Origin of the sequence: Roseateles saccharophilus (assembly GCF_031458095.1) — a bacterium.
In the GTDB taxonomy this organism is placed as follows: Bacteria; Pseudomonadota; Gammaproteobacteria; order Burkholderiales; family Burkholderiaceae_C; genus Pelomonas; species Pelomonas saccharophila_A.
Map to the genome: position 1 here is coordinate 168,203 of NZ_JAVDXU010000001.1, position 25,324 is coordinate 193,526.

General features: G+C 69.1%; 25 protein-coding genes. 12 read left to right on the top strand and 13 right to left on the bottom strand.

Annotated features, from left to right (window positions below; translation table 11 throughout):
- Position 1: 1 nt before the first annotated feature.
- From J2X20_RS00665 to J2X20_RS00680, 4 genes are read left to right on the top strand one after another with little or no spacing between them, the layout of a single operon-like run.
- On the top strand, positions 2-679 hold the full coding sequence (locus J2X20_RS00665; protein ID WP_310259355.1) for a PilN domain-containing protein: 678 nt from the start codon (positions 2-4) through the stop codon (positions 677-679).
- Positions 676-1,401 (top strand): hypothetical protein, encoded by a 726-nt coding sequence (locus J2X20_RS00670; RefSeq protein ID WP_310259358.1) that lies wholly within the window; start codon positions 676-678, stop codon positions 1,399-1,401. Before J2X20_RS00665 ends, J2X20_RS00670 begins: the two co-directional genes overlap by 4 nt.
- Positions 1,398-1,793, top strand: coding sequence for a hypothetical protein (locus tag J2X20_RS00675; protein WP_310259361.1), 396 nt, complete (start codon positions 1,398-1,400; stop codon positions 1,791-1,793). Before J2X20_RS00670 ends, J2X20_RS00675 begins: the two co-directional genes overlap by 4 nt.
- Entirely contained in the window at positions 1,790-3,607 is a 1,818-nt protein-coding gene (locus tag J2X20_RS00680; RefSeq protein WP_310259364.1) for a secretin N-terminal domain-containing protein, read from the top strand. The genes J2X20_RS00675 and J2X20_RS00680 overlap by 4 nt, the downstream gene beginning before the upstream one ends.
- Before the next feature lie 27 nt (positions 3,608-3,634).
- On the opposite strand, the gene J2X20_RS00685 is transcribed toward J2X20_RS00680, so the two are convergent.
- Complete coding sequence (locus J2X20_RS00685) at positions 3,635-4,048, bottom strand: VOC family protein (protein ID WP_310259367.1); 414 nt, start codon at positions 4,046-4,048, stop codon at positions 3,635-3,637.
- Between the two features lie 13 nt (positions 4,049-4,061).
- Positions 4,062-5,900 (bottom strand): right-handed parallel beta-helix repeat-containing protein, encoded by a 1,839-nt coding sequence (locus J2X20_RS00690; protein WP_310259370.1) that lies wholly within the window; start codon positions 5,898-5,900, stop codon positions 4,062-4,064.
- 135 nt (positions 5,901-6,035) lie between these two features.
- On the opposite strand from J2X20_RS00690, the gene J2X20_RS00695 reads away from it, so the two are divergent.
- The 4 genes from J2X20_RS00695 to J2X20_RS00710 are packed head-to-tail and all read left to right on the top strand — an operon-like array spanning position 6,036 to position 10,145.
- Positions 6,036-7,022, top strand: coding sequence for a chromate resistance protein ChrB domain-containing protein (locus tag J2X20_RS00695; RefSeq protein ID WP_310259373.1), 987 nt, complete (start codon positions 6,036-6,038; stop codon positions 7,020-7,022).
- Entirely contained in the window at positions 7,019-8,197 is a 1,179-nt protein-coding gene (locus J2X20_RS00700) for a chromate transporter (protein ID WP_310259376.1), read from the top strand. The genes J2X20_RS00695 and J2X20_RS00700 overlap by 4 nt, the downstream gene beginning before the upstream one ends.
- 14 nt (positions 8,198-8,211) lie before the next feature.
- The gene (locus J2X20_RS00705) at positions 8,212-9,123 is read left to right on the top strand and encodes a Fe-Mn family superoxide dismutase (RefSeq protein WP_310259379.1); all 912 of its coding nucleotides are present in this window, start codon (positions 8,212-8,214) and stop codon (positions 9,121-9,123) included.
- A gap of 5 nt (positions 9,124-9,128) precedes the next feature.
- Positions 9,129-10,145, top strand: a complete 1,017-nt coding sequence (locus tag J2X20_RS00710) for a Cj0069 family protein (protein ID WP_310259381.1) — start codon at positions 9,129-9,131, stop codon at positions 10,143-10,145.
- Here the strand turns inward: J2X20_RS00710 and J2X20_RS00715 are convergent.
- From J2X20_RS00715 to J2X20_RS00740, 6 genes are all read right to left on the bottom strand, one after another.
- Positions 10,132-11,013: a DMT family transporter gene (locus J2X20_RS00715; RefSeq protein WP_310259385.1), complete on the bottom strand. Its 882-nt coding sequence runs from the start codon at positions 11,011-11,013 to the stop codon at positions 10,132-10,134. The genes J2X20_RS00710 and J2X20_RS00715 overlap by 14 nt on opposite strands.
- The gene (locus J2X20_RS00720; RefSeq protein ID WP_310259389.1) at positions 11,010-11,504 is read right to left on the bottom strand and encodes a methylated-DNA--[protein]-cysteine S-methyltransferase; all 495 of its coding nucleotides are present in this window, start codon (positions 11,502-11,504) and stop codon (positions 11,010-11,012) included. Before J2X20_RS00720 ends, J2X20_RS00715 begins: the two co-directional genes overlap by 4 nt.
- On the bottom strand, positions 11,501-12,943 hold the full coding sequence (locus J2X20_RS00725; RefSeq protein ID WP_310259392.1) for an Ada metal-binding domain-containing protein: 1,443 nt from the start codon (positions 12,941-12,943) through the stop codon (positions 11,501-11,503). Before J2X20_RS00725 ends, J2X20_RS00720 begins: the two co-directional genes overlap by 4 nt.
- Before the next feature lie 66 nt (positions 12,944-13,009).
- Positions 13,010-13,750 carry a substrate-binding periplasmic protein gene (locus tag J2X20_RS00730; protein WP_310259393.1) on the bottom strand — a complete coding sequence of 247 codons (741 nt, stop codon included), beginning with the start codon at positions 13,748-13,750 and terminating at the stop codon, positions 13,010-13,012.
- Positions 13,751-13,798: 48 nt separating this feature from the next.
- Positions 13,799-14,542, bottom strand: a complete 744-nt coding sequence (locus J2X20_RS00735) for a LytR/AlgR family response regulator transcription factor (protein WP_310259395.1) — start codon at positions 14,540-14,542, stop codon at positions 13,799-13,801.
- The gene (locus J2X20_RS00740; protein WP_310259397.1) at positions 14,539-15,669 is read right to left on the bottom strand and encodes a sensor histidine kinase; all 1,131 of its coding nucleotides are present in this window, start codon (positions 15,667-15,669) and stop codon (positions 14,539-14,541) included. Before J2X20_RS00740 ends, J2X20_RS00735 begins: the two co-directional genes overlap by 4 nt.
- Positions 15,670-15,804: 135 nt before the next feature.
- On the opposite strand from J2X20_RS00740, the gene J2X20_RS00745 reads away from it, so the two are divergent.
- Genes J2X20_RS00745 through J2X20_RS00760 form a run of 4 tightly spaced genes read left to right on the top strand, consistent with a single transcriptional unit; the run spans position 15,805 to position 19,662 of the window.
- Positions 15,805-17,202, top strand: coding sequence for a phosphomannomutase/phosphoglucomutase (locus J2X20_RS00745; protein WP_310259399.1), 1,398 nt, complete (start codon positions 15,805-15,807; stop codon positions 17,200-17,202).
- A gap of 53 nt (positions 17,203-17,255) precedes the next feature.
- Positions 17,256-18,011 carry a tetratricopeptide repeat protein gene (locus tag J2X20_RS00750; protein WP_310259401.1) on the top strand — a complete coding sequence of 252 codons (756 nt, stop codon included), beginning with the start codon at positions 17,256-17,258 and terminating at the stop codon, positions 18,009-18,011.
- Positions 18,011-19,282, top strand: coding sequence for a 3-deoxy-D-manno-octulosonic acid transferase (locus J2X20_RS00755; RefSeq protein WP_310259403.1), 1,272 nt, complete (start codon positions 18,011-18,013; stop codon positions 19,280-19,282). Before J2X20_RS00750 ends, J2X20_RS00755 begins: the two co-directional genes overlap by 1 nt.
- A 5-nt stretch (positions 19,283-19,287) precedes the next feature.
- A complete protein-coding gene (locus J2X20_RS00760; RefSeq protein WP_310259406.1) occupies positions 19,288-19,662 on the top strand; it encodes a GFA family protein in 375 nt (124 codons plus the stop codon).
- A gap of 3 nt (positions 19,663-19,665) precedes the next feature.
- On the opposite strand, the gene J2X20_RS00765 is transcribed toward J2X20_RS00760, so the two are convergent.
- The 5 genes from J2X20_RS00765 to J2X20_RS00785 form a co-directional block, all read right to left on the bottom strand.
- Positions 19,666-20,232, bottom strand: coding sequence for a hypothetical protein (locus tag J2X20_RS00765; RefSeq protein ID WP_310259409.1), 567 nt, complete (start codon positions 20,230-20,232; stop codon positions 19,666-19,668).
- A gap of 90 nt (positions 20,233-20,322) precedes the next feature.
- Positions 20,323-21,750: an efflux transporter outer membrane subunit gene (locus J2X20_RS00770; protein WP_310259412.1), complete on the bottom strand. Its 1,428-nt coding sequence runs from the start codon at positions 21,748-21,750 to the stop codon at positions 20,323-20,325.
- Positions 21,751-21,765: 15 nt separating this feature from the next.
- Positions 21,766-23,349 carry a DHA2 family efflux MFS transporter permease subunit gene (locus J2X20_RS00775; protein ID WP_310259415.1) on the bottom strand — a complete coding sequence of 528 codons (1,584 nt, stop codon included), beginning with the start codon at positions 23,347-23,349 and terminating at the stop codon, positions 21,766-21,768.
- Positions 23,350-23,355: 6 nt separating this feature from the next.
- The gene (locus J2X20_RS00780; RefSeq protein WP_310259418.1) at positions 23,356-24,444 is read right to left on the bottom strand and encodes an HlyD family secretion protein; all 1,089 of its coding nucleotides are present in this window, start codon (positions 24,442-24,444) and stop codon (positions 23,356-23,358) included.
- Positions 24,441-25,280, bottom strand: a complete 840-nt coding sequence (locus tag J2X20_RS00785; RefSeq protein ID WP_310259420.1) for a pirin family protein — start codon at positions 25,278-25,280, stop codon at positions 24,441-24,443. Before J2X20_RS00785 ends, J2X20_RS00780 begins: the two co-directional genes overlap by 4 nt.
- Positions 25,281-25,324 lie beyond the last annotated feature (44 nt).

The window sequence follows — 25,324 nt, forward strand, 5'->3', positions numbered from 1 at the left end:
GATGGCCCAGCAAATCAACCTGCTCACGCCCATACTGCTGGCACCCAAGCGCTATTTCTCGGCGCTGACGCTGGTACAGGCCACCGGCCTGCTGCTCGTCGCGGGCCTGGCCGCGGCCTTGTGGCTGCAACAGCGGGATCGCAGCGCCGAGGCCCAGCATCAGGCCCTGCTGGCTCAGTACACCACCGAGCGCCAACAACTGGCGGTCGCCCAGGCCGGCCTGCCTGCCCCACTGGACGCCGCCACGGTACAGCAGCAGTTGCTGCCGCTGACGGCCGGCAACGCCGACCTGCGCGCGCTGCTGAAGGTGCTGGGCGTCGACACGGCCGGCCAGCATCACTCCGACCTGCTGGCCCTGCTGGCCACCACCCTGCCCGAATCGGCCTGGCTCACCGAGCTGCGCTACACGCCGGGCCGCGTCGAACTCGTCGGCGGCACGCTGGACACGGCCGTGCTGCGCCCCTGGCTGGCCCGCCTGGCCTCCCATCCGCTGCTGGCTGGCCAGGAGCTGTCGGCCCTGCGCGTCGAGCGCCTGGGCGCGCCCGGCACCCAGGCCGGCGGCGACCCCCTGCTGTCGCGCGGCAGCCCGCTGATGGCCAGCGGCCTGCCGGTCTGGGCCTTCCGCGTCGTCAGCGCCCCGGCCCAGGCGGCCTCCGCCGCTCCCGGAGTCGCGCGATGAAGGCTCAGACTCCCATCGACCTCGCCCTGCTGCGCCGCCGCTTCGCGCCGCTGTTGGCGCGCTGGGAGCGCCAGGCCAAGCGCATCGACGCCCTCAGCCTGCGCGAACGCGCTTTCCTCTTCCTGTGCGTCGTCGCCGTGCTGGTGCTGCTGTTCGACAGCCTGGTGCTGTCGCCCCTGGCCGCCCGCGCCAAGCTGCGCAGCGACGCCCAGGTCCAGCAAGCCACCGAGATCAGCAAGCTGCGCGAGCAGTTCATCAGCGCCAGTGGCAGCAGCGCCGCCACGCCGGCCGCGCAATTGCAGCTCCAGCTCGAGGCGGCGCGCAACGAGCGCCGCCGGCTCGAGGACGAGCTGCGCCGAGTCAGCGCCGTCAGCCCCGCCGAGGGCCTGTCCCAGCTGCTGCAGCGCGTGCTGGCCCAGCAGCCCGGCCTGGTGCTGGAAAGGCTGACGCTGCTGGACGACAGCCCCGTCAGCCTGTCTTCCTCCGCTGCATCGGCGGCCGCCCCCAGTTACACCCCTCCCGGCAGCATGCCCGGTATGAGCTGGCAGGGCGTGCAACTGCAGCTGCAGGGCAGCTACCGCGACACCCAGCGCTATCTGCAGGCCCTGGAACGCGAGCTGCCGACCCTGCGCTGGGGCGAGATGCGCCTGATCAGCGGCAGCTCCTCCAGCGAGGCGCCGCGCCTGATCGTCCAGGTCTATCTATTGAAGGTGCAGCCATGAGAGCGGCATTCATCCTCCTGCTGTGCGCCACCGCCCAGGCCGCCGACGAGCCCGGCCGCGACCCGACAGCCTGGCCGCCGGCGCTGCGCAGCGCCATGGCCGCGGCTTCGGCCGCATCGGCAGCCTCCGGCGTCGAGGCCGTCACCGACAACGCTATCCGCCAAGTCGTCTTCGCGGGTGGGCGAGCCTATGTCGTGCAGCGCGGCCGCCGTTACGGCGTCGGCGAGCAGCTCGAGGGCGCCCGCATCGAGCGCATCACCGAACAGGCCGTCTGGCTGCGCGAGGCCGGCCAGCTCAGGCGCGAGCCGCTGTACGCCGGCGTCGAAAAACGCCAGCCCCAAGAGGCCCCAGCGGCTGCATCGGGCATCAAGAAATCCAAGGAGAAGCCATGAAGGCCCCCGTCCAACGACCGCTGCTGGCCGGCGTCGCCGCCGCGCTGCTCGCAGCCGGACTGTCAGGTTGTGCCGACAAGCCTTTGCGCGTGGCCCAGCCCAGCCAGGCGCTGCGCGAGGAACTGCAGGCTCAGCGCGCCGCCCCGCCGGCTTCGGCCGCCTCGGCCGCGCCTGCACCGGCCGTCGTCGCCACACCCGTGCCCGTGGCCCCGGCCCTGCCACCCGAGCCGCGCTTTGACCTCATCGTCAACGGCGCGCCGGCCCGCGATGTCTTCCTGTCCCTGGTCAGCGACACACGCTACAGCATGATCGTGCACCCCAGCGTGTCGGGCCAGCTCTCGGTCACCCTCAAGGGCGTCACGGTGCGCGAATCGCTGGACGCCATCCGCGACGTCTACGGTTTCGACTACTCCATCGACGGCCGCCGCATCACCGTCTTCCCGCCGACGCTGCAGACCCGCGTCTTCACCATCAACGCCCTGGCCCTGCAGCGCAGCGGCCGCAGCGAAGTGCGCGTCAGCTCGGGCGCCGCACCGGCCGGCAGCTCCAACAACCAGGCCAACAACAACGGCAGCCCGCCTGCCGCGGGCAACGCCGGCGGCAACGGCGGCAGCAGCAATACCGTGCTGCAGCAGGAAAGCAGCCAGCTCAGCACCAAGGTCGCCAACGACTTCTGGGGCGAGACGACGACGGCCCTGAAGGCCCTGGTGGGCAATGGCGAGGGCCGCACCGTCATCATCAGCCCGCAGACCGGCACGGTGGCCGTGCGCGCCATGCCCGACGAGCTGCGCCATGTCGAAGCCTGGCTGAAGGCGACGCGCATCTCGGTCGAGCGCCAGGTCATGCTGGAGGCCAAGATCGTCGAGGTCGAACTGCGCGAGGGCTACCAGAGCGGCATCGACTGGTCACGCATCGGCGACCGTGGCGCCATCGGCCAGACCAGCGTCAACCCCTCCATCCCGAGCGGCGTCAGCAGCATCGTCAACCCGCTGGTCAGCAACACGCGCGGCCTGCCCGTGCTGTCCTCGGGCACCCAGACCCCGTCCTGGCCCGACCTCATCCCCCTGCCCTCGGCTGGCGGCGGCACCCTGGGCCTGGCGCTGGCGCGCGGCGGCTTCCAGGCGCTGCTGGCCTTCGTCGAGAGCCATGGCGACACACAGATCCTGTCCAGCCCGCGCATCGCGACGCTGAACAACCAGAAGGCCGTCCTCAAGGTCGGCACCGACGACTACTTCATCACCGGCATCAGCGGCAGCAACAGCGGCACCAACACCGGCAACACCGGCAACAGCAGCACGACCAACCAGATCCCGACGCTGACGCTGACGCCCTTCTTCAGCGGCATCGCCCTGGACGTCACGCCGCAGATCGACGCGGCCGACATGATCACCCTGCACATCCACCCCTCGGTCTCCAACGTGACCGAGAAGATCAAGCAGGTCGACCTCGGCTCGGTCGGCAACTTCCGCCTGCCCCTGGCCAGCGCCAGCGTCAACGAGAGCGACACCGTCGTGCGCATCCCCGACGGCCATATCGTCGCCATCGGCGGCCTGATGCAGATGGAGGCCACGCGCCGCGGTTCCGGCGTGCCTGGCGCCGACAGCAACCCGCTGACGTCCATGCTGTTCGGCAACCGCGCCAACAACGGCCGCAAGCGCGAGCTCGTCGTCCTCATCAAGCCCAGCATCATCCGCAGCGCCGAGGACTGGGAGCAGCACAACCGCCTCGTCAGCGAGTCCCTGGACGACACCGAAGGCCGTTCGCGGCGCGTGATCCGGCTGGACGGCTCGGCGGCGGAATCCAAGCCCAAGTAAGCCCCCTGGACAACCAGGGGCGGCCGATCACCAGTCGGCTTCCATCGTGCCGCCGAGCAGTTGCATGCTCTGATCGGTATAGCGGTGGACCTCGAACTTGTTGCCGTCCGGATCCTGCAGCCAGATCTGCCAGGTGAAGTCGCCACCCAGCTTGGCGGGCGTGTAGGCCACACCCTGGGCATCGAGATGGGCCATCAGGCCCTCCAGGTCGTCGGTCTCCAGGCAGAAGTGGGCGATGCCGTTGTTGACCACGGGGCCGCGCCCCGCCTCCTCGAAGATTTCGAGATAGCACTGGTCCGCGACACGCAGATAGCGGCCAAAGTCCCTGCCCTTGCGGGTGAAGTGGAAGACTTCGGTGAAGCCGAGCTTGGCGTAATAGGCCAGCGAGCGCTGCAGGTCGCTCACATGCAGGCAGACATGGGCAATGCGCTTGAAGTCCATGGCCGGCCCCGGGTCAGCGGACCGCGGGCAGCGCACCCGGCAGATGGGTCGCCTCCCAGCCCAGCAATTTGCGCACGTCGGCAGCCACCGGCAGGGGCTGCACGCCTTCTGGCACGCGCGCCAGCTCGAAGCGGCGCAGCTCGGGGCTGCTGAACACGGCGCCTTCGTGACCCAGCAGCGCCCGGCCCTTGGCCTCAGCACCGGGCAAGGCCTGGCGCAGGGCGTCGAGGTTGGCGAACGTCGTCTGGCAGGCTGTACCCGCGACCGGTGCCCAGCTGACCAGCGGCTGGCCGCTGCCGGCACGCAGATAGACATTGCCGTCGGCCCGACTGACCATGGCCTCGGTGACCTTGCCGCAGGTGACGGGCGCCTGCTCGACGCGCAGCAGTGGTCCCTTGACGCCGGCATCGGCTACCAGCAGATTGCCCTCGAAGACATGGCCGACGCGCTCGTTCACATCGGGCCCGGTCTGCGGATGCCAGCCGAAGTGGTCGCCCTGGGCGCTGCGCTCGTTGCGGTCGATCAGCACCGGCGAGTTGACGAAGGTGTTGTGGACGACCTTGGCCCCGGCGCTGTTCAGCACGCGAACGCCTTGCTGGTTGTTGACGAAGACATTGCCGGCCACCGTGATGCCCTTGGAGATCTCGAAGAACAGCCCGGCCTGGGTGCCCTCCACGTAGTTGTTGATGAACACGCCGTCGACATTGCCGACGTCGTACCAGACGCCGTTGGAATTGGGCTGCTCGACGATGAGGTTGTCGCGCACCGTGACACGGTGGGACTGGTTGAAGATCTTCACCGCCGCCGGGTAGTAGCCGGTCAGCTTCTCGACGTTGTTGCGGCGGATCAGGTTGCGCTCCAGCAGCACGTCGGATGAGCCGATGACGTAGATGCCCTCCGTGCTGGTGTCGCTGATCAGCGAGTTTCGGATGACGAGCTTGTCGCCGCGGAAATAGCCGGCCACGCGCGAGCAATGACTGATGGTGACGTTCTCCAGCAGCGTGCCGACGACTTCCTTGCCATGCTGGCTTTCGGGCGACGGGCCGACCGGGTCGTCGGTCGGCTCCTCGGACACCTTGGTGGCCGGCTTCTTGCCCTCGATGTCGATGGCGCGGTAGGCGTATTGCGTGAAGGTCAGGCCGCGCAGCGTCGGGCCCTTGCGATCCGGGGCCTTGCCATGAACCTCGCGCGAGGGCCGGTGCAAGGCGATGTCATGGGCCGTGATCTCGACGAGGCGGCCGGCCGGATCGGATCCAATGTAGACAAAGCCCTTGTCGTAGTCGACGTAGAAGGCGCGGGCCGAGACCTCGCCCTCCCAGCCGGCCGACTGCAGGGCCTCGCCATCGATGAAGACCATGTCGTTGTTGAAGCGGTAGAGCGGCGTCTTCATGCCTTCGCGCTCACGCTGCCACCAGCCCATGGGCTGAGCTGGGAACAGCGTCGCCCACTTGGTGCGCCAGACGTTGCTGCCCAGGTTTTGCCAGTCGGCCGCCACCTTGGTGCCCTTCAGCACCGGCACCTCATCCAGATAGGGCTGGATGGTGATGCCCTGATTGAGCTGCAGGCCGCCGGTCCGGTAGGTGCCGCCGCGCATGACGATGGCGTCACCCGTCACCACGCGGGCAATGGCCGCCTCGATGGTCGTCGGCGCTGTGATCGATGCGCCCACAGCCTCGGCCCTGCCATCGGGTGCGACGAAATAGACATGGGCCGCCTTGGGCACCGCATAGCGCTGCGGCACCGGGCCATAGGGGCCGCCGGAAGGCTGGGCCGAGGCGGCGCCGCCCAGCATCTGTGCGGCCAGCAGGCCAAGGACGCCGACCCAGCGGCGCAGGGGGAACGAGGGCCTCATGCAGTCTCCTGATACGCGACGGTAGCGCTACCAATTCTTGAGGGGCGAACGCTACCACGGCGGCGCTGGCCAAGGAAAGGCATCGCTCAGACCACAAATTTGTATTTATCACTACACACCTGTAGTCTTCGATACATGAATTCATTCGAGGAATCCTGGCTGCTGCTGGTGGTCTCCCTGCCCAGCTCCGGCGCCACCGCCCGCATGCGCGTCTGGCGGGGCCTGAAGGCGCTGGGCTGCGCGGCCCTGCGCGATGGCGCCTACCTGCTGCCCGGCGCCCCCGAACGCGCGCATGCTCTGCAGGCCCTGGCCGACGATTGCCTGCGCGAAGGCGGCAGCGCCTGGCTGATGGCCGTGCAGCCCCGCTCAGTGGACGACGCAGCCGCCTTCCGTCATCTCTTCGACCGCCATGCCGACTACGCCGAACAGCGCCAGGCCTGGAAGGCCGCCAACGCCGGCCTCGCCGACCTGGCGCCCGCGGAATTGATCCGGCTGCAACGCAAGCTGCAGCGCGAGTTCGACGCGCTGCGCGCCATCGACTTCTTCCCCGGCGAGGCCGCCGTGGAGGCCGAGGCGGCCTGGACCGACTTCGGCAGGCGCATCGAGGGTCTGCTGTCGGCCGACGAGCCGCAGGAGACCGCGGGCCGCATCCCCAGCCTGCGCATCGCCGACTACCAGGGCCGCAGCTGGGCCACGCGTCGACGGCTTTGGGTGGACCGTGTCGCCAGCGCCTGGCTGATCCGCCGCTTCATCGATGGCCAGGCCCGCTTCCTGTGGCTGGCGCAGCCCTCGGATTGCCCTGCCGACGTGCTGGGCTTCGACTTCGACGGCGCCGCCTTCACCCATGTCGGCAATCGCGTGACCTTCGAGACGCTGATGGCCAGCTTCGGCCTGGAGGGCGATGCCGCGCTCGTGCGCCTGGCAGCCATCGTCCATGCGTTGGACGTCGGTGGCGATCCGGTGCCCGAGGCCCGCGGTTTCGAGGCCGTCATGTCCGGCGCCCGCGAGCGCCTCAACGACGACGACGCGCTGCTGGCCGAGATGAGCGCGGTGCTGGACTCGCTGTACGCCCACTTCCAGCGCGACACGGCCTCCACACACGACAAGAGCAGGACCCGATGATCGAGACCTCTTCCAACGCCACCGCCACGCCCGGCTACACCCTCTGGCAGCTGGTTCGCTACATGCTGGCCCTGGGCACCTGGGGCTTCGGCGGCCCGGTGGCGCTGGTGGGCTATATGTACCGCGACCTGGTCGAGAAGCGGGTCTGGATTTCCGAGAGCGACTACAAGGAGGGCATGGCCCTGGCGCAGTTGATGCCGGGGCCGCTGGCAGCCCAGCTCGCCATCTATCTGGGCTATGTGCATTACCGCGTTGTCGGTGGAACGCTGGTGGGCATCGCCTTCGTGCTGCCTTCGTTCCTGATGGTCGTCGCCATCGGTGCGGCCTACACGGCCTTCGGTGGCATCGCCTGGATGCAGGCCGTGTTCTACGGCGTCGGTGCAGCGGTCATCGGCATCATCGCGATGAGCGCCTACAAGCTCACGACCAAGAACATCGGCAAGGACAGGCTGCTGTGGGCCATCTTCGCGGTCAGCGCCGGCGTGACCGTCATCACCAGGTCCGAGGTCATCTGGGTCTTCCTCGGCGCCGGCGCCCTGGTCTGGCTGCTGCGCGCGCCGCCCAGGTGGCTCTCTCGCGGCCAGGTCAACGATTTTGCTGCACCGCTGCTGGCCTTCTTCGCCATGGACCCCCTGGACTGGCACAAGCTCGGCCAGATCGGTGCCTACTTCGCCTACGCCGGCAGCTTCGTCTTCGGCAGCGGCCTGGCCATCGTGCCCTTCCTGTATGGCGGCGTGGTGCAGGACTACCACTGGCTGAATGACAGGCAGTTCGTCGATGCCGTGGCCGTCGCGATGATCACGCCGGGGCCCGTGGTCATCACGACGGGCTTCATCGGCTTCCTGGTGTCAGGCTTCTGGGGCGCGGTCGTCGCCGCGGCCGCCACCTTCATTCCCTGCTATCTGTTCACCATCCTGCCGGCGCCCTATTTCAAGAAGCACGGCAAGCGGCCCGGCATCGTGGCCTTTGTCGACGGGGTGACGGCGGCGGCCATCGGCGCGATCAGCGGCGCCGTCATCGTCATCGGCCAGCGCTCCATCACCGACCTCGCCACCGCTGCGCTGGCGCTTGTCACGGTCGCGGTGCTGTGGCGCTTCAAGAAGCTGCCCGAGCCTGTCGTCGTGGCCGTTGCCGCCCTCGCGGGACTGCTGCTGTACCCGCTTGCCCACCCCTGACTCCTGGAGCTTGCATGGACCTGCAAACCCTTCCCCTGCCCTTCGACCCGACGGGCCTGCGCGGCCTGTCCGAGAAGCTGATCGTCAGCCACCACCAGAACAACTACGCCGGCGCCGCCAAGCGCCTGAATGCCATCCGCGCGCAATTGGCCGGGATGCCGTTCGGCCAGACCCCGGGATTCCAGCTCAACGGCCTCAAGCGCGAAGAGCTGATCGCGACCAATTCCGTGCTGCTGCACGAGCTGTATTTCGCAGGCCTGGGGGGCGACGGTGTCACGATGGCGCCGGCCATGCAGCTGGCCCTGGACGCCAACTTCGGCAGCTTCGCGCGCTGGCGGGAGGAATTCGTCGCCTGCGCCAAGGCCCTGGGCGGTGGCTCGGGCTGGATGCTGCTGGTCTTCCAGCCGCGCGAAGGCACGCTGATGAACCAGTGGGCGGCCGACCATACGCATGCCGTCGCCGGAGGCGTGCCCATCCTCGCGCTGGACATGTACGAGCACGCCTACCACCTCGACCACGGCGCGGCGGCCGGTGCCTACGTCGACGCCTTCATGGCCAACATCAACTGGGGCCAGGTCTACGAGCGCTACCAGCTGGCGGTGTATGCCGCGAGCGACCCGCTGGCGGTGCAAGCCGAGGCGCTGCAAGGCGCGCTGGTGCTCGACGTCAGGCGCCAGGGCGTCTTCGCCCAAGCCACGTCCATGATCCCGGGAGCCCGGTGGCGCGATCCGGCCGAGGTCGCCACCTGGGCCGCCGAGTTGCCTGCCGACAGGCCGGTCGTCGTCTACTGCGTGTACGGCCACGAGATCGGCCGCTCCACGGCGATGCGCTTGCGGGCCGCCGGGCGCGACGCGCGCTTCCTGAGCGGCGGCATCGACGGCTGGGCGGCTGCCGGCCGCGCGGTCATGGACAAGCAGCTTGGGTGAGCGTCATGACAAGCCCGCCCACCATTGCCTTGCTCTACCCGGGCGACCGCGCCGCACGTGACCGCAGCGACCCGGCGGAGAGTCGCTTCGCCGCCCTCTTCGACGCCTTCAACGCCGCGGGCGTGTCTGCCGAGCCGGCCGTCTACAACGACGATTTCGCCGACGAAGTGGCCGCCCAGCTGAGGCGGGTCGACGGTGTGCTGGTCTGGTGCAATCCCATCGAGGCCGGCCGCCGTCGCGACCGGCTCGATGCGCTGCTGCGCGAGGTGGCCCAAGCCGGCGTCTACGTCAGTGCGCACCCCGACACCATTCTCAAGCTCGGCACCAAGGACGTGCTCGTCGACGTCCGCGACCTGCCTTTCGGCAGCGACGCCGTCCGCGTCGACAGCTGGGCGCGGTTGGCCGGCGAACTGCCGCAGCGGCTGCAGCGCGGCCCGCGCGTGCTCAAGCAGCACCGCGGGCAAAGCGGCAACGGCGTCTGGCGTGTCGAGGCGAGCGGTCCAGCGCTGCTGAAGGTGCGCCACGCGCAACGCGGCAGCGAGGAGGAACTGCTCAGCCTGCAGGAACTGCAACAGCGGCTGGCGCCCTACTTCGAGCCGGAGAACGGCGGCCACATGGTCGACCAGGCCTGGCAGCCGCGCCTCGTCGACGGCATGGTGAGGGCCTATCTCGTCGGGGATCGCGTTGCGGGCTTCGGGCACCAGGCGATCAATGCCCTCCATCCCGCGAAGGACGGTGAACCGCCTCCGGCCACCAGCCCACGGCTCTATCACCCGGCGGATCTGTCGCAGTTCCAGGTGCTGCGTCAGCAGCTTGAGTCCGGATGGATAGACCTGTTGCGCGAGCGCGTCGGCCTCGACCGAGACCAGCTGCCCATGCTGTGGGACTGCGACTTCATGTTCGGCGAGCAAGCGGGCAGCCACGTGCTCTGCGAAATCAACGTCAGCAGCGTGTCGCCGTTTCCGCCATCGGCGATTGGCCCGCTGGTGGCGGCGGTGCGGGCGCGACTCAGCGCGGCTTAGGCCCCACCAGGCCCAGGGCCAACGCAATGCCCACCAGCACGATGGCGCCGCCCGCCACCATCTGGGCCGTGATGGCCTCCTGCAAAAAGATCGCTCCCCACAGGATGGCGAAGAGCGGGATCAGAAAGGTCACCGAGACCGCATTCGTCGGCCCGACCCGACTCATCAGCCGGAAATAGAGGATGTAGGCCAGGGCCGTGCACAGGCCAGCCAGGGCGAGGGCGGCGCCCCAGGCACCACCGCTCGGCATGGCCGCCGGCCACAACCAGGCCGCCGGCAGGGCCAGTAGCAGGGCCGCCGCGAACTGGCTGCCGGTCGCAACGGCCAGCGGCGAAGCGCCCGTCAGATAGCGCTTGGTCGCATTGGCCGCCACGCCATAGCAGAAGGTCGCCGCCGCGCAGGCCAGCACGGCCCACAGGCCGCTGTGATCCGCCCCGGGCTTGAAGCTGGCCTTGTCCCAGGCCAGGAAGGCGACACCGGCAAAGCCGATGACGAGGCCCAGCACCCGCCACGGCGTCAGGCCCTGGCGCAGCCAGACGAAGGCGACGACGGCCGTCCACAGCGGCGTCGTCGCATTGACGATGCTGGACAGCCCGGCCGTGATGGACAGGGCCGCGAAGGAGAACAGCGCAAACGGGATGGCGCTGTTCAGGGCGCCGACGACGAGCAGGCCCTTCCAGTGCTTGCGCAGTTCGGCCAACTGGCCGCGCGAGGCCAGCAAAGGGATCAGCATGGCGCTGGCCAGGCCGACGCGCACGGCCGCCAGGGCAATGGGGCCGAATTCATAGGCCCCCAGACGCATGAAGAGAAAGGACGCGCCCCACAGGGCCGCGAGCAGGACGAGCTCGCCCATATCGAAAGCCTTCATGCAGCACAACCTTCCAGGCTCAACAAGGCCTTCTTGCGTTCCAGCCCGCCGGCATAGCCGGTGAGTGAGCCATCGGCGCCGACGACGCGATGGCAGGGAATCAGGATGGAGATGGGATTGCGGCCGACGGCCGCCCCCAGGGCCCGCGCCGCCTGGGCTCGACCCAGGCGTCCGGCCAGATGGCCATAGGTGTCGGAAGCGCCCGGCGCGATGGCCAGCAGGGCCTGCCAGACCTCGCGCTGGAAGGCCGTGCCGGCCGGGTCCAGCGGCGGCAGCGTGAAGTCACGGCCGGCGAAATAGGCCTTCAATGCCGCCTCGGTGGCCGACAGGACGGGGTCGCGGCCATCATCTTCGGGCACATCCAGCGCCCCCGGATGATGTTTCTGGCCGTCGAACCACAGGCCGGACAGACCGGTGGCACTGCGGGCGGCCGTCAGCGGGCCGAGAGGCGTCGCGATGCGGCGCTGCAGGATGTGATGCTGGGTGTTCATGCGTGTCTCCAGAGATGCAGGACGGCATAGCTGCGGAAGGGGCGGTAGCGCTCCGCAGCTTGCGAGTAGGCCTTGGGTGAAACAGGAGGTCCGTCGCCGCTGAGGGCCTTGCGCAGGGCCACGTCACCGGGCGGGAACACATCGGGCCAGCTCCAGCCGCGCATCAACATATAGCTGGCCGTCCAGGGGCCGATGCCGGGGATGGTCGTCAATTCCTCGGCCGCGGCCTCGGGCGTGCCCTCGCGGCGGGCAAAGGCCAGGGTCGGCCAGGCCTGGGCCAAGGCGATGAGGCTGTCGGCACGGCGGCCGATGATGCCCAGGGACGCGATGTCGTCGCGCGTCGCGCTCGCGATGCGCTCGGGCGTCGGGAAGAGGCGCTGGCAGCCTTCGGGAGCGTCGGGCAATACCTCGCCGAAGCGCTCGACAAAACGGCCCGCCAGCGTGCGCGCGGCAGCGACCGTGACTTGCTGGCCGAGAACGGCCCGGACCGTCAACTCGAAACGGTCCAGGCAGCCGGGCAGGCGCTGGCCCGGCACGCCGTCCGCGCCCAGGGCCGTTGCGATGGTTTCGGGGTCGGCATCCAGGTCCAGCCAGCGCCGCAGCAAGGGCAGCAGGGAACCGACGGCCGGCCACAGCGTGGGCGACAGCTCGACGCCGATCTCGCCGGGCTTGTCGAAGCTGACGCGCAGCCAGCCGGCATGGCACTCGCCGGCATGCGTCAGGGCCAGGGAGCGCGTCACGCCGCCCTCCCCCACGACCTCGACGCCGGCAACGGCCCGCGGCGCCAGGAAGGCGAGGACGCCGGCGACGTCATAGGGCTGGCGATAGCTCAGCCGCAATCGCGACACCGTTGCCGTGCCCCCGCCCTCGCGGCGCAAGGCCGTCGGCTGCAGGCGGTAGTGCTCGACAAAGGCGGCGTTGAAGCGGCGCAGGCTGGCAAAGCCGGCCGCGTACGCGATCTCGCTGACGGGCAGGGTGCTGTCGGTCAGCAAGGCCTTGGCGAGCAGGAGGCGGCGCGTCTGCAGGTATTGCAGGGGCGAGACGCCATGCTCGGCCTGGAAGATGCGGCGCAGATGGCGGCTCGTGATGCCGAGGTGCCCGGCCAGATCCTCGACGCTCGCTTCGGCGTCGTCGCAGGTATCCAGCCACGCGGCGGCCTGGTGGGCCAGAGTGCGCGAAGCGTCCATCGTCGTCCACGGCAGAGCCCGCGGCGCCAGTTCGGGCCGGCATTTCATGCAGGGGCGAAAGCGCTCGGCCTCGGCCTGGGCCGCCGTCGTGAAGAAGCGGCAGTTCTCGCGCCTGGGCAGCCGGACGCGGCAGACGGGGCGGCAGTAGATGCCTGTCGACGTGACGCCGACATAGAGCCGGCCATCGAAGCGGACGTCATGCGCCTGGAGCACGGCGTAGGCGGCGTCGGGAGGCAGGAGTTCGGAGGACATGCAGCCAGTCTAGGCCGGGCTCCTGTCAGATCCTGGCAGTTTTCGGACATGCCGCTGTGGCCACCCCTAATCGTCAAAGAAAGCGTCAGGGTGGCGTTTCCTCAATTGGGCGACGAAACCGCTGTCGACGAGCTGCTGGTAGGCCGTGCGCAGGCGCGCGACGTTTTCCTCCGGCATGGCCTCGGCGGCCGCGGCATAGACCGCACGATTCTGGTTGAGGAGGGTCATGCGGAGGTCGCCGCCGCCCACGGCCGTGTCCAGCGAGCGCATGACGGAGTCGGGCCCGATGATGGCATCGACGACGCCGCGGCGCAGCAAGGCGATCAGGTCGTTGTAGTCCTTGCCCTCGACGACATGGGAGGCGCCGGCTTCGGCGAGCATGCTCCGGCTCGCCGAGGCCCGCATGGAACCGACGCGCAGCTTGCGCAGGCCGGCGACATCCGCTGGCACGGGGCGGTCGTCAGCGGCCCGCGTGACGAGGACGAAACGGAAGTTGCCCACCGGAAACAACCAGCGGAACCTGGCTTCACGGTCTGCCGTCCGCGCGATGACGAGGGCGGCCTGGGCCTGCTGGACCTCCAGCATGCGCAGGGCTCGCGCCCAGGGATAGAAGCGCAACTCGGCCTGGAGGCCGGCCTGCTTGAGGACGGCTTGGAAGATTTCGTAGGCGTAGCCTTCCGCGCCATTTTTGCCATCGCGCAGGAATGGCGGCACCTCGCCGCTGACCCATAGCGCCGTCCCACCGGAGCGGGCCTGAGCGGAGAACAGGCTCGCCGGGATCAGGGCGAAGGCACGGCGTGACAGCATCGGCGGGGCATGGCGTGACGCCCCGACTCTAGCCGCAGCGCCCCACGCTCACATGGCCTTGAAGAGATGGACGTAGGCGCGACTGACGGGGAGCTCCCGGGCCTGGCCGCGGATGCGCACGAAAAGCCGGCTCTGCTCGTCGCGGCGCGTGCCGGCGAGGTGGTCGAGGTTGATGATGGTGGAGCGGTGGACCTGCCAGAAGCGGTCGGGGTCGAGCTGGCCGCTGAGCTCGAAGATGGGCGTGCGGATCAGATGCTCGGCCGTGGCCGTCCGCACGACGGTGTATTTGTCGTCGGCGTGGAAGTACAGCACGTCGTCGACGGGGATCTGGTGCATCAATTCGCCCTGGGCGGCGCGGATATAGCGCAGCCGGGCCGGCGCGGCGGCGGCCGGCAGCAGGCGTTTCAGCGTCTCGGCCAGGCGGCCTTCGTCCGCCGCAGGCGCCTCGCGCAGCCGGGCCACACAGGCAGCCAGGCGCTCGGCCTTCAGCGGCTTGAGCAGATAGTCGACCGCGCGCGCCTCGAAGGCCTCGATGGCGTATTGGTCATAGGCCGTCACGAAGACGACGCGGGTCGAACCCTCGATGCCCTGGGCCACTTCCAGGCCGGTCAGTCCGGGCATCTGGATGTCGAGGAAGGCCAGGTCGGGCTCGAGCTCGGCGATGGCTTCGGCGGCTTCGACGCCGTTGGCGGCCGTCTTGATGACGTCGAGCTCGGGCCAGGCCTGGGCGAGCTGGGCCTTCAGATACTGGACCAGATGGGGTTCGTCGTCGGCGATCAGGGCTGTCGTCATGGAGCGTTGGCGGGTAAAGGGATCTGGATGCGGGCAAGGGTACCGCCGCCGTCGCGGGGCAACAGTTCGAGGTGGGCCGAGGGACCGAAGCGGGCCTTCAGGCGCTCGCGGATGTTGCCGAGGGCGACGCCGTTGCCGCCACGGCGCTTGGGACCGTCCAATCCCTGGCCGTCGTCGGCGACCTCGATCCACAGCCGGCCATCGACGCGCCGGGCGCTGACGGCGACCGTGCCGCCAGCGATCTTGGGCTCCAGGCCATGGTGGATGGCGTTCTCGACCAGGGGCTGGGCCAGCAGCGGCGGCACTTCGACGCCGCCAAGGTCGGCCGGCAGCGACAGCTCCACCTTCAGCCGCTCGCCCATGCGCAACTGCATCAGCTCCAGATAGGCCTGCAGCATCGCGAACTCCTGGGCCAGCGTCGTCGACTCTCCGCGCAACTGGCCGAGGCTGGCGCGCAGATAGTCGGTGAAGCGCTCCAGCATCAGCTTGGCCCGCTCGGGGTCGAAGTCGATGAGGCTCTGCACATTGGCCAGGGTGTTGAACAGGAAATGCGGCTCGATCTGGCCCTGCAGCAATTTGAGCTGGGCCTCGGTGACACGGGCCTGCAGGGCCTCCTGCTTCCAGCGCGCCCGGTAGCGCCAGCCCAGGATGATGGAGATCACGGCCGATACGGCGAGGAACTGGCGCCAGAAACCCAGATTGCCCAGGGCCTGGGTCAGGTTCTGGCCCGACCAGATGCGGTCGACGAACCACAGCCCGACGATGACGCCCAGCAGGGCGCAGAAGATGGACGAGACCGTGAAGAACATGCCGGAGCGCCAGTCGCGCCAGCCCATGATGGTGTCCAGCCAGCGCTGCGGGGCCAGCTTCTCGAAGCCGCGGAAGCAGACGAAGAAGCTCACCATGACGCACAGGCTCACCAGGAAATTGCCCGGTACCTGCTGCTGCCACCAGGCCGGCGAGCCCAGATTGCCGCGCTGCAGACCCGCGATAACGGCGAAAAACGTGCCGAAGCCCACGGTCCAGAGCAGATAGATCAGCAGCCTGAATTGCCAGCGGTCCGGCCGGTGCTTCATCAGCATGCGCTGGTGGCGCAGGGCCTGGGCGAGTTCCTCTTTGAATGTCATGGGGCGCGAGTGTAGGAAGGGGTGCCGCCTTGCCCCCTGGATGGGCGACGGATCGACAGCCGGCGCGACGGATGGCGACCCGCACTCCCTGCCTACAATCCGCCGCGATTTCAAACCCAGTTTTCGAGGGCATTCATGCAGGTCAACGCAACCATCTTCAAGGCCTATGACATCCGCGGCGTCGTCGGCAAGACCTTGGACGAGCAGCTCGCCGAACACCTGGGCCGGGCCTTCGGCACCGAGGCCAAGGCCCTGGGCGAGAAGGCCGTCGCCGTGGGTCGTGACGGCCGCCTGTCCGGCCCCGGCCTCGTCGCCGCGCTGATCCGCGGCCTGGCCAGCACGGGCCTGGACGTCGTCGACATCGGCGCCGTGACGACGCCCATGCTCTATTACGTCGCCGCCACGCGCATCAAGCATGGCTGCAACTCCGGCATCATGGTCACGGGCAGCCACAACCCCAAGGACTACAACGGCTTCAAGATGGTCCTGAAGGGCGCCGCCGTCTATGGCGAGCAGATCCAGGGCCTGCGCCGCCGCATCGAGGCCGAGGACTACGCCGGCGGCAAGGGCCGCGTCGGCAAGATGGACGTGGGCGCCGAGTACTCGGCCCGCATCGTCAAGGACTGCAAGCTGGCCCGGCCGATGAAGATCGTCGTCGACAGCGGCAACGGCATCCCCGGCGCCTCGGCCCCGGCCATCCTGCGTGCCCTGGGCTGCGAGGTCGTCGACATCTTCTCCAAGGTCGACGGCGACTTTCCCAACCACCACCCCGATCCCTCGCGTCCCGAGAACCTCGAGGACCTGAAGAAGATCGTCCACGCCACCGACGCCGAGCTGGGCCTGGCCTTCGACGGCGACGGCGACCGTCTGGGCATCGTCACCAAGGACGGCGAGATGATCATGCCGGACCGCCAGATCATGCTGCTGGCCGCCGACATCCTGAAGCGCAACAAGGGCGCCGAGATCATCTTTGACGTCAAGTGCACCCAGCGCCTGGCCCCGTGGATCAAGGAGCATGGCGGCAAGCCGCTGATGTGGATGACGGGCCATTCCCTGGCCAAGGCCAAGCTGAAGGAAACCGGCGCGCCGCTGGCCGGCGAGCTGTCGGGCCACATCTTCTTTGCCGAGCGCTGGTATGGCTTCGACGACGCCATGTACACGGCCGGCCGCATGCTGGAGATCCTGTCGCGCAGCGCCGACCCGAGTGCCGTGCTGAAGGCCCTGCCCAACAGCTTCAACACGCCCGAGATCAACGTGCCCTGCGCCGAAGGCGAGCACCACGAGGTCGTCAAGAAGCTCAAGGAGCTGGTGACACCGGGTGATCTGCCGGGCGTGCAGGAAATCATCACCATCGACGGCATGCGCTTCGAATATGCGGACGGCTTTGGCCTGATCCGCCCGTCCAACACGACGCCCGTCCTGGTGCTGCGCTTCGAAGGCCACACGCCCGAGGCCCTGGAGCGCATCCAGCACGACGTGCTGGAACAGCTCAAGCGCGTGAAGCCGGACGCCACCTTCGCGGCCGGGCATTGAGGCCAAGGCGGCCGCAGAGCCGCCTTCCATGCATCACTACAGGGAGAACTGTCATGCCATTGATCGGAGGCCTGCACATCCTGATTGCGCTGTTCTGCGCGGTCCATGTCGTGCGCAGCGGCCAGCAGCTGTACTGGCTCTTCATCCTGTTTGCCTTCCCCCTGCTGGGCAGCGCGGTGTATTTCTTCGCCGTCTATCTGCCCAATTCGCGGCTGGAGCGCGGTGCCTTCAAGGCCGTGTCGGCCGCAGCGCGGGCCCTGGACCCGGGGCGCGATGTGCGCGAGGCCCGCGCGGCCTTTGACGTCTCGCCCTCGGCCCAGAACCAGATGCGCCTGGCCGAGGCCCTGCTGAACAACGGCGAGGCGCCCGAGGCCGCGCGGCTGTATGAAGGCGCGCTGAAAGGCCCCTTCGCCAGCGACCCCGACCTGCGCTTCGGTGCAGTCCGCGCCTACGTCGAATCCCAGCGCTTCGATGCCGCCCTGCCGCATCTGCAGACGCTCAAGGCCGAGCGCCCCGACTACCGACCCGACCAGGTCCTGCTGCTGCTGGCACGCTGCTATGCCGGCACCTCGCGTTCGGCCGAGGCGCGCGAGAACTTCGAGGCGGCGGTGCGCCAGTACGGCAGCTTTGAGGCCCATGCCGAGTATTCGATCTGGGCCCTGGCCACCGGCGACGCCGCCACGGCTGCCAGACTGCAGACCGAGATCGACCGCCAGGTCAGGCAATGGAATCCCGTCAGCCGCCAGCTCAATGAGCCGGTCATGCGCCGCCTGAAGGCCGCGCATGAGCTGGCAAGCAAGGGTGGTTGATGCCTGAGGGCCTCGCGCTGGCCCTGTACGCGACCGCGCTGCGGCTGCTGACGCCCTTTTATCTGCTGCGGCTGTGGCGGCGCGGTGCCAAGGAGGCGCTGTATCGCTTTGCGATGGGAGAGCGGCTCGGTTTCTACGGCGCTGCAGCCGAAGCCGGCCGGCTGTGGATCCATGCCGTATCCCTGGGCGAGACCCGCGCGGCCAGCGCCTTGATCGACGCGTTGCGCGCTCGAGACCCGGCGCTCAAGTTCCTGCTGACGCACTCCACCGCCACCGGCCGCGACGCCGGCCAGCCTCTGCTGCGCGAGGGCGACGCCCAGGCCTGGCTGCCCTATGACACCCCCGGCGCCGTGCGCCGCTTCCTGCGCCACTGGCAGCCCAGGACGGGGGTGCTGATGGAGACCGAGGTCTGGCCGACGCTGCAGCGCGAAGCTCGCAAGGCCGGGCTGCCGATGGTGCTGGCCAATGCGCGCCTGTCCGCGAAGAGTCTGCGCCAGGGCCAGCGCCTGGCCGCGCTGATGCGGCCGGCAGCGCAGCGCATGACGCTCGCCCTGGCGCAGACCGAGGCCGATGCCGAACGCATCCGGGCCATGGGCACGGCGCGCGTCGAAGTTGCGGGCAACCTGAAGTACGACATCGCCATGGACCCGGCCCTGATCGCCCGCGGCCAGGCCTGGGCGCAGCAGCTGGGCCGGCCCGTGCTGATGCTGGCCGTCAGCCGCGAAGGCGAAGAAAAGGCGCTGCTGGACGAGTGGATCAAGCAATCCTCCCCTCGCCCGCTGCTGGCCATCGTGCCGCGCCATCCCCAGCGCTTCGACGAGATCGCCGGCCTCATCGAGGCCGCCGGCCTGTCGCTGGCGCGCCGCAGCCGCTGGGCCGACGAACCGCCGGCCGAGGCGCTGCGCGCCGACGTCTGGCTGGGCGACTCCATGCGCGAGATGCCGCTGTACTACGGCCTGGCCAGCGTCGCCCTGCTGGGTGGCAGCTTCGAGCCCCTGGGCGGCCAGAACCTCATCGAGGCTGCGGCCTGCGGCTGCCCGGTGCTGGCCGGACCGCACACCTTCAATTTTGCCGAAGCGGCGGAACTGGCCATCGCCGCGGGCGCTGCGCGGCGCTGCGCGGATCTGCCTGAAGCCGTCGGCCAAGGCCTGGCGCTTTGCGCCGATGCGTCTTCGCGCCAGGCCATGGCGTCCCAGGCGCAGGCCTTCGCCCGCGCCCACCAGGGTGCCGCCGCCCGCATGGCAGCCGCCCTGCTCTCCCTCAAGCCCTGACGACCATGAAGACGTATTCGGGCCAATGCCTTTGCGGCCGGGTGAAGCTGGCGGCGCAAGGCGAGCCGCTGCGCGTCGGCATCTGCCATTGCATGGACTGCCGTGGCGAAAGCGGCTCGGCCTTCACTTTCTACGCGGTCTGGCCAGCCGGGCAGTTCGAGCATTCGGGCGACACGGCCGAGTTCCGTGACCAGCGCTTCTGCCCCCACTGCGGCTCGCGGCTGTTCTCGCTGGACGACGAGGAGGCCGAGATCAAGCTCGGCGTCCTGTCGCAGGCGCCGACGCCGCTGGTACCGAGCTATGAACTCTGGGTCAAGCGCCGCGAGCCCTGGCTTCAGGCCGTGCCGGGCGCCAAGCAGTTCGACGAGAACCGGCGCTGAAGCTCAGCGCAATCTGGCCGACAGGCAGGCGCCCATCAGCTGTTCCCGATAGTCCGCCAGGCGCTCGGGATCGTCCAGCGCGAAAGCCTTGGGGATGATCCGGTCCAGCATCTCCTGCGGGTAGCGAGCGGGGTCCTTGAGATAGTTCCTCGCGTAACGCTTGGTGCCGGCGACACCGCCGCCGCCCGCCTTGTACTGGCGCGCATGCAGGACCACGTCGAGCTCGGCGTAGCAGCCCACCAGGCTCTCGGGCGCCGGCAGCTTCGCCGTCGTGGCCGCGCCCTGGCAGGCCAGGAATTTCTCCGCGCCGAACAGATCGAAGTCGCGCAAGCCCTCCTGCTTGCGCCGATACAGCTCGTCGAGAAAGGAGTACTGGTACTCCGATGTGTTGGGCTCGACGCGCCAATGCTGCATCGACACATTGCGCTGCAAGGCCTCGCGCGCCGTGCCATGGGCGACAAAGCCCTTCAGCAGACACTCGCGATCAACGGCTGCCGGGGCTTGGGCTTGGGCGCCAACGCCAGGCAGCGCCAAGGCTGCGGCGGCTCCAAGAGCAATCAGGTAGTTCATGGCAAGGCGGTTGTTGAAGGCCGCGCCCACTATCACCCAAGTTCAGCAGCGGGCCGACGGCAATAAAACCGTCGGCTGCGCGCCAATCCGTCAACCGCCCTGTGCTTCGACCTTGGCGCCCCAGCCACCGCCCAGCGCCTTGACCAGCTGCGCCGTCGCCGCCCACTGCGCCCCGCGCAACTGGGCCAGGGCGCGTTCCGTCGCCAGCGGCGTGCGCTCGGCTTCGGTGACGTCCAGATAGCTGACGGCGCCCTTGTCGTAGCGGCTCTTGGCGACGCTCAGAGCCTGGCCGCTGGAGGCCAGCGTGCGGTTCTGGGCCTCCACCACGGTGGCACGGCCTTGCAGTTCAGCCAGAGCGTCGTCGACCTCGCGCAAGGCCTGCAGCATGCGACCGCGGAAGGCCGCGAGCGACTCGTCGACCGAGGCCTTGGTGCCCGCGAGGTTGGCCTTGTTGCGGCCGCCTTCGAAGAGGGGCAGCGAGATGCTGGGGCCGATGTTGTACAGACGTGCCGGCGCCGAGATCAGCGAGCCCAGGTCTTCGCTGGAATAGCCGAAGCTGCCGGTCAGCCGGATGGACGGGTAGAAGGCCGCTTCGGCGATGCCGACCTGGGCCGTCGCGGCATGCAGCTGGGCCAGGCTCTGGGCCAGGTCGGGGCGGCGCTGCAGCAGCTCCGACGGCAGGCCGGCGCGGATCTGCGGCGGGGCCGGCAGCGAGTACGTCGCCTGCAGTTTGAGCTCGGCGGCGGCCTGGCCGGTCAGCGCGGCGATCTGGTTCATCACCAGGGCCTGGCGGCGCGGCAGGTCTGCGACGTCGGCGTCCGCTGCGGCGAGTTCGGCGCGCACGCGCTCCAAGTCCTGGGTCGTCGACGAGCCCGCGTCGAAGCGCGTCTGGGCGACCTGGAAGGCCTTGGCGCGGCTGTCGCGCAGGCGCTGCAGGGCCGCGGCCTCGTCGGCCAGGGCACGCCATTGCCAGTAGGCGGCAGCGACGTCGGCCGTCAGCGCGACGCGGGCGGCAGCGGCATCCAGCGTGGAGGCATCGAGCTGGGCCTGGGCGGCTTCGTTCTGGCGCTTCACGCGGCCCCAGAGGTCGATTTCCCAGCCGATGCTGGCCGACAGGCCGAAGGTCTCGCCTTCGAAGACGACGGGGTGGCCTTGCAGCACCGGCGTCGTCGTGGCCTTGGCCGAGGTGCGCAGGCCGCCGGCATTGGCGCCGACGTCCACACGCGGCAGTTGGTCGGCCTTGGTCGCGCCGAAGACGGCACGGGCACGCTCGATGCGCGCCGCGGCGGCGGCGAGCGTCGGGCTGGCCTGCAGGGCTTGCGCTTCCAGCGCATTGAGCTGGGCGTCGCCAAACATCAGCCACCAGTCGCGCTGCAGCTCGGCGCCGGCCGCGGGAGCAGCCGCGCGATAGGCGACCGGGGCGTTGGCGGCGGGCGCCTGGTAGTTGGGGCCCAGCGTCGTGCAGGCGGCCAGGGCCGCGGTGGCGACAAGGGTGAGGACGGTCTTGAGTTGGAACATCTTGTTCTCCCGAATTCAGTGGGCGGCTTCGGCGGAGGCAGCGCCGCCCATCACCTTCTTGCTCATCCAGACGATGGCGACGCAGGCGAGCAGCGCGATGCCGAGGATGAGGAAGGCGTCGTTGTAGGCCATGACGAAGCTGTCGCGGCGCACGACGTTGTCCAGGGCCTTCATGGCCATGTCCTGGGCGGTGGCGAGGTCGAAGCCCTTGGACGCGAAGTTCTGCGCCAGCGTGTCCAGGCGGGCCTGCGTGGCCGGGTCATAGAGGCTGACGGACTCGCCGACGCGGGCGCTGTGCAGATGCTCGCGGTTGGTCAGCAGCGTGGCCAGCGTGGCGATGCCGACCGAGCCGCCGAGGTTGCGCATCATGTTGAACATGCCCGAGGCGCTCGGCAGCAGGTTCGGCGGGATGCCGTTCACCGCGAAGTTGGTCAGCGTGATCATGATCAGCGGCTGGCCCAGGGCGCGCACGATCTGCGCAGCCAGCAGCTCGGGGCCGGCTGTGTCGGCGCTCATGTGGGTGTTCATGAAGCAGGACAACGCGAACAGCGCCAGGCCCAGGCTCATCATCACGCGGTTGTCCAGCTTGGTGGACAGCTTGGCCGCGAAGGGCATGATGAAGAGCTGGGGCAGGCCCATCCACATGATGACCAGGCCGATCTGCATCGGCGTGTAGCTGGCGATCTGGCCGAGATACAGCGGCAGGATGAAGGCCGAACCGTAGAGGCCCATGCCGGTCGTGAAGGCGATGATGCCGGCGATCAGGAAGCTCGGGCGGCCGAGGATGTGCAGGTCGATGAAGGTGTTCTTGCGCGTCAGGCCGCGCCAGGCCCAACCATAGATGCCGCCGATGGCCAGCACGGCCGCCGTGATGATGAAGGGACTCTGGAACCAGTCCTTGGCATTGCCCTCTTCCAGCATCGCGGTCAGTGAGCCCAGGCCGATAGCCATGAAGGCAACGCCCCACCAGTCCACCTCGCGCAGCAGCTTGAGCTGCATGGGTTCCTTGTCCAGGCCGTAGCTGACGCCCAGCATCAGCAGCACGCCGGGCACCCAGTTGATGTAGAAGATGCTGGGCCAGCCGTAGAGCTCGGTCAGGTAGCCGCCGACGGTCGGACCGAGGGTCGGCGCCAGCGTCGCCGTCATGCCGAACAGGGCGAGGCCGATGGGCCGCTTGTTCAGCGGCAGCTTGCGCGTGACCAGCGTCATCGCCATCGGGATCATGACGCCGCCGGTGAAACCCTGGGCCGCACGGAAGGCGATCATGGACTCCAGACTCCAGGCCATGCCGCACAGCGTGCTGAAGAGCAGGAACAGCGCGACATTGATGACCAGGTAGCGGCGCGTCGAGAACACCATCGCCAGGAAGCCGGCGAGCGGGATGACGACGATCTCGGCGACGAGGTAGGCGCTGGAGATCCAGCTGCCCTCTTCCTGCGTGGCCGACAGCGCGCCGAGGATGTCCCGCAGCGAGGAGTTGGTGATGGCGATGTCCAGCACCGCCATGAAGGCGCCCAGCAGGCTGGCCAGCACGGCGATCCAGGTGCGGCCGCTGACCTTCTGGTCGGGCGGCGGCGGGAGGTAGTTTTCGTTGCCCATGGCGAATTACTCGCTCAGTTCAACTTCCACCTGCACCGACAGGCCCGGCACGATGCGGTTGGCCTGCTCGCCGAGGGCCTTCAGGCTTTCGGGCTCGAAGACGACCTTGACCGGCACGCGCTGGACGATCTTGGTGAAGTTGCCGGTCGCGTTGTCCGGCGGCAGCAGCGCGAAGCTGGCACCCGAGGCGGGGGCGAAGCTGTCGACGTGGGCGAGCAGATCCTTGCCCGGGAAGGCGTCGACCTTGACGTGCACCTTCTGGCCCGGCTTCATCCGGGCCAGCTGGGTTTCCTTGAAGTTGGCGACGATCCAGGTCTCGGGCTCGACGATGGCGGCCAGCTGCTGGCCCGGCTGGACGCGCTGGCCGACCTCGACCGTGCGCTTGCCGATGCGGCCGTCGCTGGAGGCTTTCAGTTCGACATAGCCGAGCTGGTTCTGCGCATCCTTCAGCTGGGCCTGGGTGGCGCCCTTCTGCGCATTGGCCGACTGGCGAGCGCTCTCGGCAGCGACGACGGCTTCCTTGGCGGCGTTGGCGCTGGCCTTGCGGGCAGCAAGGTCGGCGCGGGCCACGTCGCGCGCGGCCAGGGCGGCGTCCAGCTCCTGCTTGGAGGTGGCGCGCAGTTCGGCGCCGAACAGGGCCTGGCTGCGCTTGGCCTCCAGTTCAGTGCGGGCCAGCACGGCTTCCGCTTGCGTCACCTGCGATCCCGTCACCGCCGCTTGCGCCTTGGCCTGGGCGATCTGGGCGGCGCTGGTGGCGATGGTCGCGTCGGCCTGGGCGATCTGGGCCTTCAGGCGCTCGATCTGCACGGCGGCGTCGGCCGGGTCCAGGCGTAGCAGCACGTCGCCGGCCTTCACCACGGCGTTGTCCTGCATGCGCATCTCGGTGACGACGCCGGCCACGCGGGTCGCGACCGGATGGATGCGGCCGGCGACGAAGGCGTTCTCCGTCTCCACCAGGTGCTGGCTGCGCCACCACATGCGGCCACCCAGGCCGATGCCGCCAATCAGCAGGATGGCGCCGACGATGAGCAGGGGCACGGGCGGGCCGCTCTTGGTGGGCTTGGGGGCGACGGCGTTTTCTTGTGGTGCGTTCACGACAGGACTTCCTTGTTGTTGCTTGGGGTTGTTCTTGGGCTGAGGCGGCCCATGCCGCCGGACTGGAATCGCTGCAGGGCGGCCACGACCTGGCCTTCGTCGCTCATGACGAAGGGGCCGTGGCGCACCACGGGTTCATGCAGGGGCCGGCCGCAGAAGCAGGCCAGGCGCAGGGCCTCGTCGGCCTCGATGCGGGCGCTGCCGGACACGGGCAGGCTGAGGGCCCGGCCGGCCGCCAGCGGCAGCGCTTCGGTACGGCCGCTGCCCTGGATGACGAAGGCAAAACCCTGCTCGCCCTCGGGCAGCACCAGATCAAAGGCCGCGCCGGCTTCGATGTCGACGAGGACCAGGGAGGTCGACCAGGGCAGATCCAGGCCGCTGTCGCCGCCGAAGACCTGCACCGCCTGCCAGCCCTCGCTGGCGCGGCGCGGCATCTGCTCGGGGCCCAAGCGCATGACGCTGGGCGCGCGCAGCTTCTGGTCCGCCGGTAGGTTCACGAAGATTTGCAGGCCATGGGCCTCGCGGCCGGCTTCGGCCGGGTATTCGTCGTGCATGACGCCGCGGCCAGCCAGGGTCCAATGCAGTCCGCCGGGCGGGATGGCGTGCTCGCCGCCCAGGGAGTCGCGGCTGATGAGGCCGGTGGCCGAGTCGTCGAAGAGATAGGTCACCGCCGAGAAGCCGGCATGGGGATGCGGCGCGAACACCGACTCGCTCATGCGGAAGTGGTCGACCATGATGAAGGGGTCGAGCAGGGCCAGCGGCTCGCGCAGGCCATCGGCCTGGAAGCCGGCACCGATGCGGTGCCTTTGGGGCTGGAGGAGTCGCGCGGTTGACATGATGGCCGCGACTGTAGAGAGTTCCATTTATGGCGAATAGCCAC

Excerpts from the sequence above, each read along its gene's own strand:
- J2X20_RS00665 (WP_310259355.1), top strand. The coding sequence starts at position 2 with ATGGCCCAGCAAATCAACCTGCTCACGCCCATACTGCTGGCACCCAAG.
- J2X20_RS00725 (WP_310259392.1), bottom strand. The coding sequence starts at position 12,943 with ATGTCCTCCGAACTCCTGCCTCCCGACGCCGCCTACGCCGTGCTCCAG.
- J2X20_RS00760 (WP_310259406.1), top strand. The coding sequence starts at position 19,288 with ATGAAGACGTATTCGGGCCAATGCCTTTGCGGCCGGGTGAAGCTGGCG.
- J2X20_RS00675 (WP_310259361.1), top strand. The coding sequence starts at position 1,398 with ATGAGAGCGGCATTCATCCTCCTGCTGTGCGCCACCGCCCAGGCCGCC.
- J2X20_RS00690 (WP_310259370.1), bottom strand. The coding sequence starts at position 5,900 with ATGAGGCCCTCGTTCCCCCTGCGCCGCTGGGTCGGCGTCCTTGGCCTG.
- J2X20_RS00775 (WP_310259415.1), bottom strand. The coding sequence starts at position 23,349 with ATGGGCAACGAAAACTACCTCCCGCCGCCGCCCGACCAGAAGGTCAGC.
- J2X20_RS00720 (WP_310259389.1), bottom strand. The coding sequence starts at position 11,504 with ATGAACACCCAGCATCACATCCTGCAGCGCCGCATCGCGACGCCTCTC.
- J2X20_RS00770 (WP_310259412.1), bottom strand. The coding sequence starts at position 21,750 with ATGTTCCAACTCAAGACCGTCCTCACCCTTGTCGCCACCGCGGCCCTG.
- J2X20_RS00695 (WP_310259373.1), top strand. The coding sequence starts at position 6,036 with ATGAATTCATTCGAGGAATCCTGGCTGCTGCTGGTGGTCTCCCTGCCC.
- J2X20_RS00730 (WP_310259393.1), bottom strand. The coding sequence starts at position 13,750 with ATGCTGTCACGCCGTGCCTTCGCCCTGATCCCGGCGAGCCTGTTCTCC.
- J2X20_RS00740 (WP_310259397.1), bottom strand. The coding sequence starts at position 15,669 with ATGACATTCAAAGAGGAACTCGCCCAGGCCCTGCGCCACCAGCGCATG.
- J2X20_RS00670 (WP_310259358.1), top strand. The coding sequence starts at position 676 with ATGAAGGCTCAGACTCCCATCGACCTCGCCCTGCTGCGCCGCCGCTTC.
- J2X20_RS00685 (WP_310259367.1), bottom strand. The coding sequence starts at position 4,048 with ATGGACTTCAAGCGCATTGCCCATGTCTGCCTGCATGTGAGCGACCTG.
- J2X20_RS00755 (WP_310259403.1), top strand. The coding sequence starts at position 18,011 with ATGCCTGAGGGCCTCGCGCTGGCCCTGTACGCGACCGCGCTGCGGCTG.
- J2X20_RS00745 (WP_310259399.1), top strand. The coding sequence starts at position 15,805 with ATGCAGGTCAACGCAACCATCTTCAAGGCCTATGACATCCGCGGCGTC.
- J2X20_RS00735 (WP_310259395.1), bottom strand. The coding sequence starts at position 14,542 with ATGACGACAGCCCTGATCGCCGACGACGAACCCCATCTGGTCCAGTAT.
- J2X20_RS00785 (WP_310259420.1), bottom strand. The coding sequence starts at position 25,280 with ATGTCAACCGCGCGACTCCTCCAGCCCCAAAGGCACCGCATCGGTGCC.
- J2X20_RS00680 (WP_310259364.1), top strand. The coding sequence starts at position 1,790 with ATGAAGGCCCCCGTCCAACGACCGCTGCTGGCCGGCGTCGCCGCCGCG.
- J2X20_RS00700 (WP_310259376.1), top strand. The coding sequence starts at position 7,019 with ATGATCGAGACCTCTTCCAACGCCACCGCCACGCCCGGCTACACCCTC.
- J2X20_RS00750 (WP_310259401.1), top strand. The coding sequence starts at position 17,256 with ATGCCATTGATCGGAGGCCTGCACATCCTGATTGCGCTGTTCTGCGCG.
- J2X20_RS00710 (WP_310259381.1), top strand. The coding sequence starts at position 9,129 with ATGACAAGCCCGCCCACCATTGCCTTGCTCTACCCGGGCGACCGCGCC.
- J2X20_RS00715 (WP_310259385.1), bottom strand. The coding sequence starts at position 11,013 with ATGAAGGCTTTCGATATGGGCGAGCTCGTCCTGCTCGCGGCCCTGTGG.
- J2X20_RS00765 (WP_310259409.1), bottom strand. The coding sequence starts at position 20,232 with ATGAACTACCTGATTGCTCTTGGAGCCGCCGCAGCCTTGGCGCTGCCT.
- J2X20_RS00705 (WP_310259379.1), top strand. The coding sequence starts at position 8,212 with ATGGACCTGCAAACCCTTCCCCTGCCCTTCGACCCGACGGGCCTGCGC.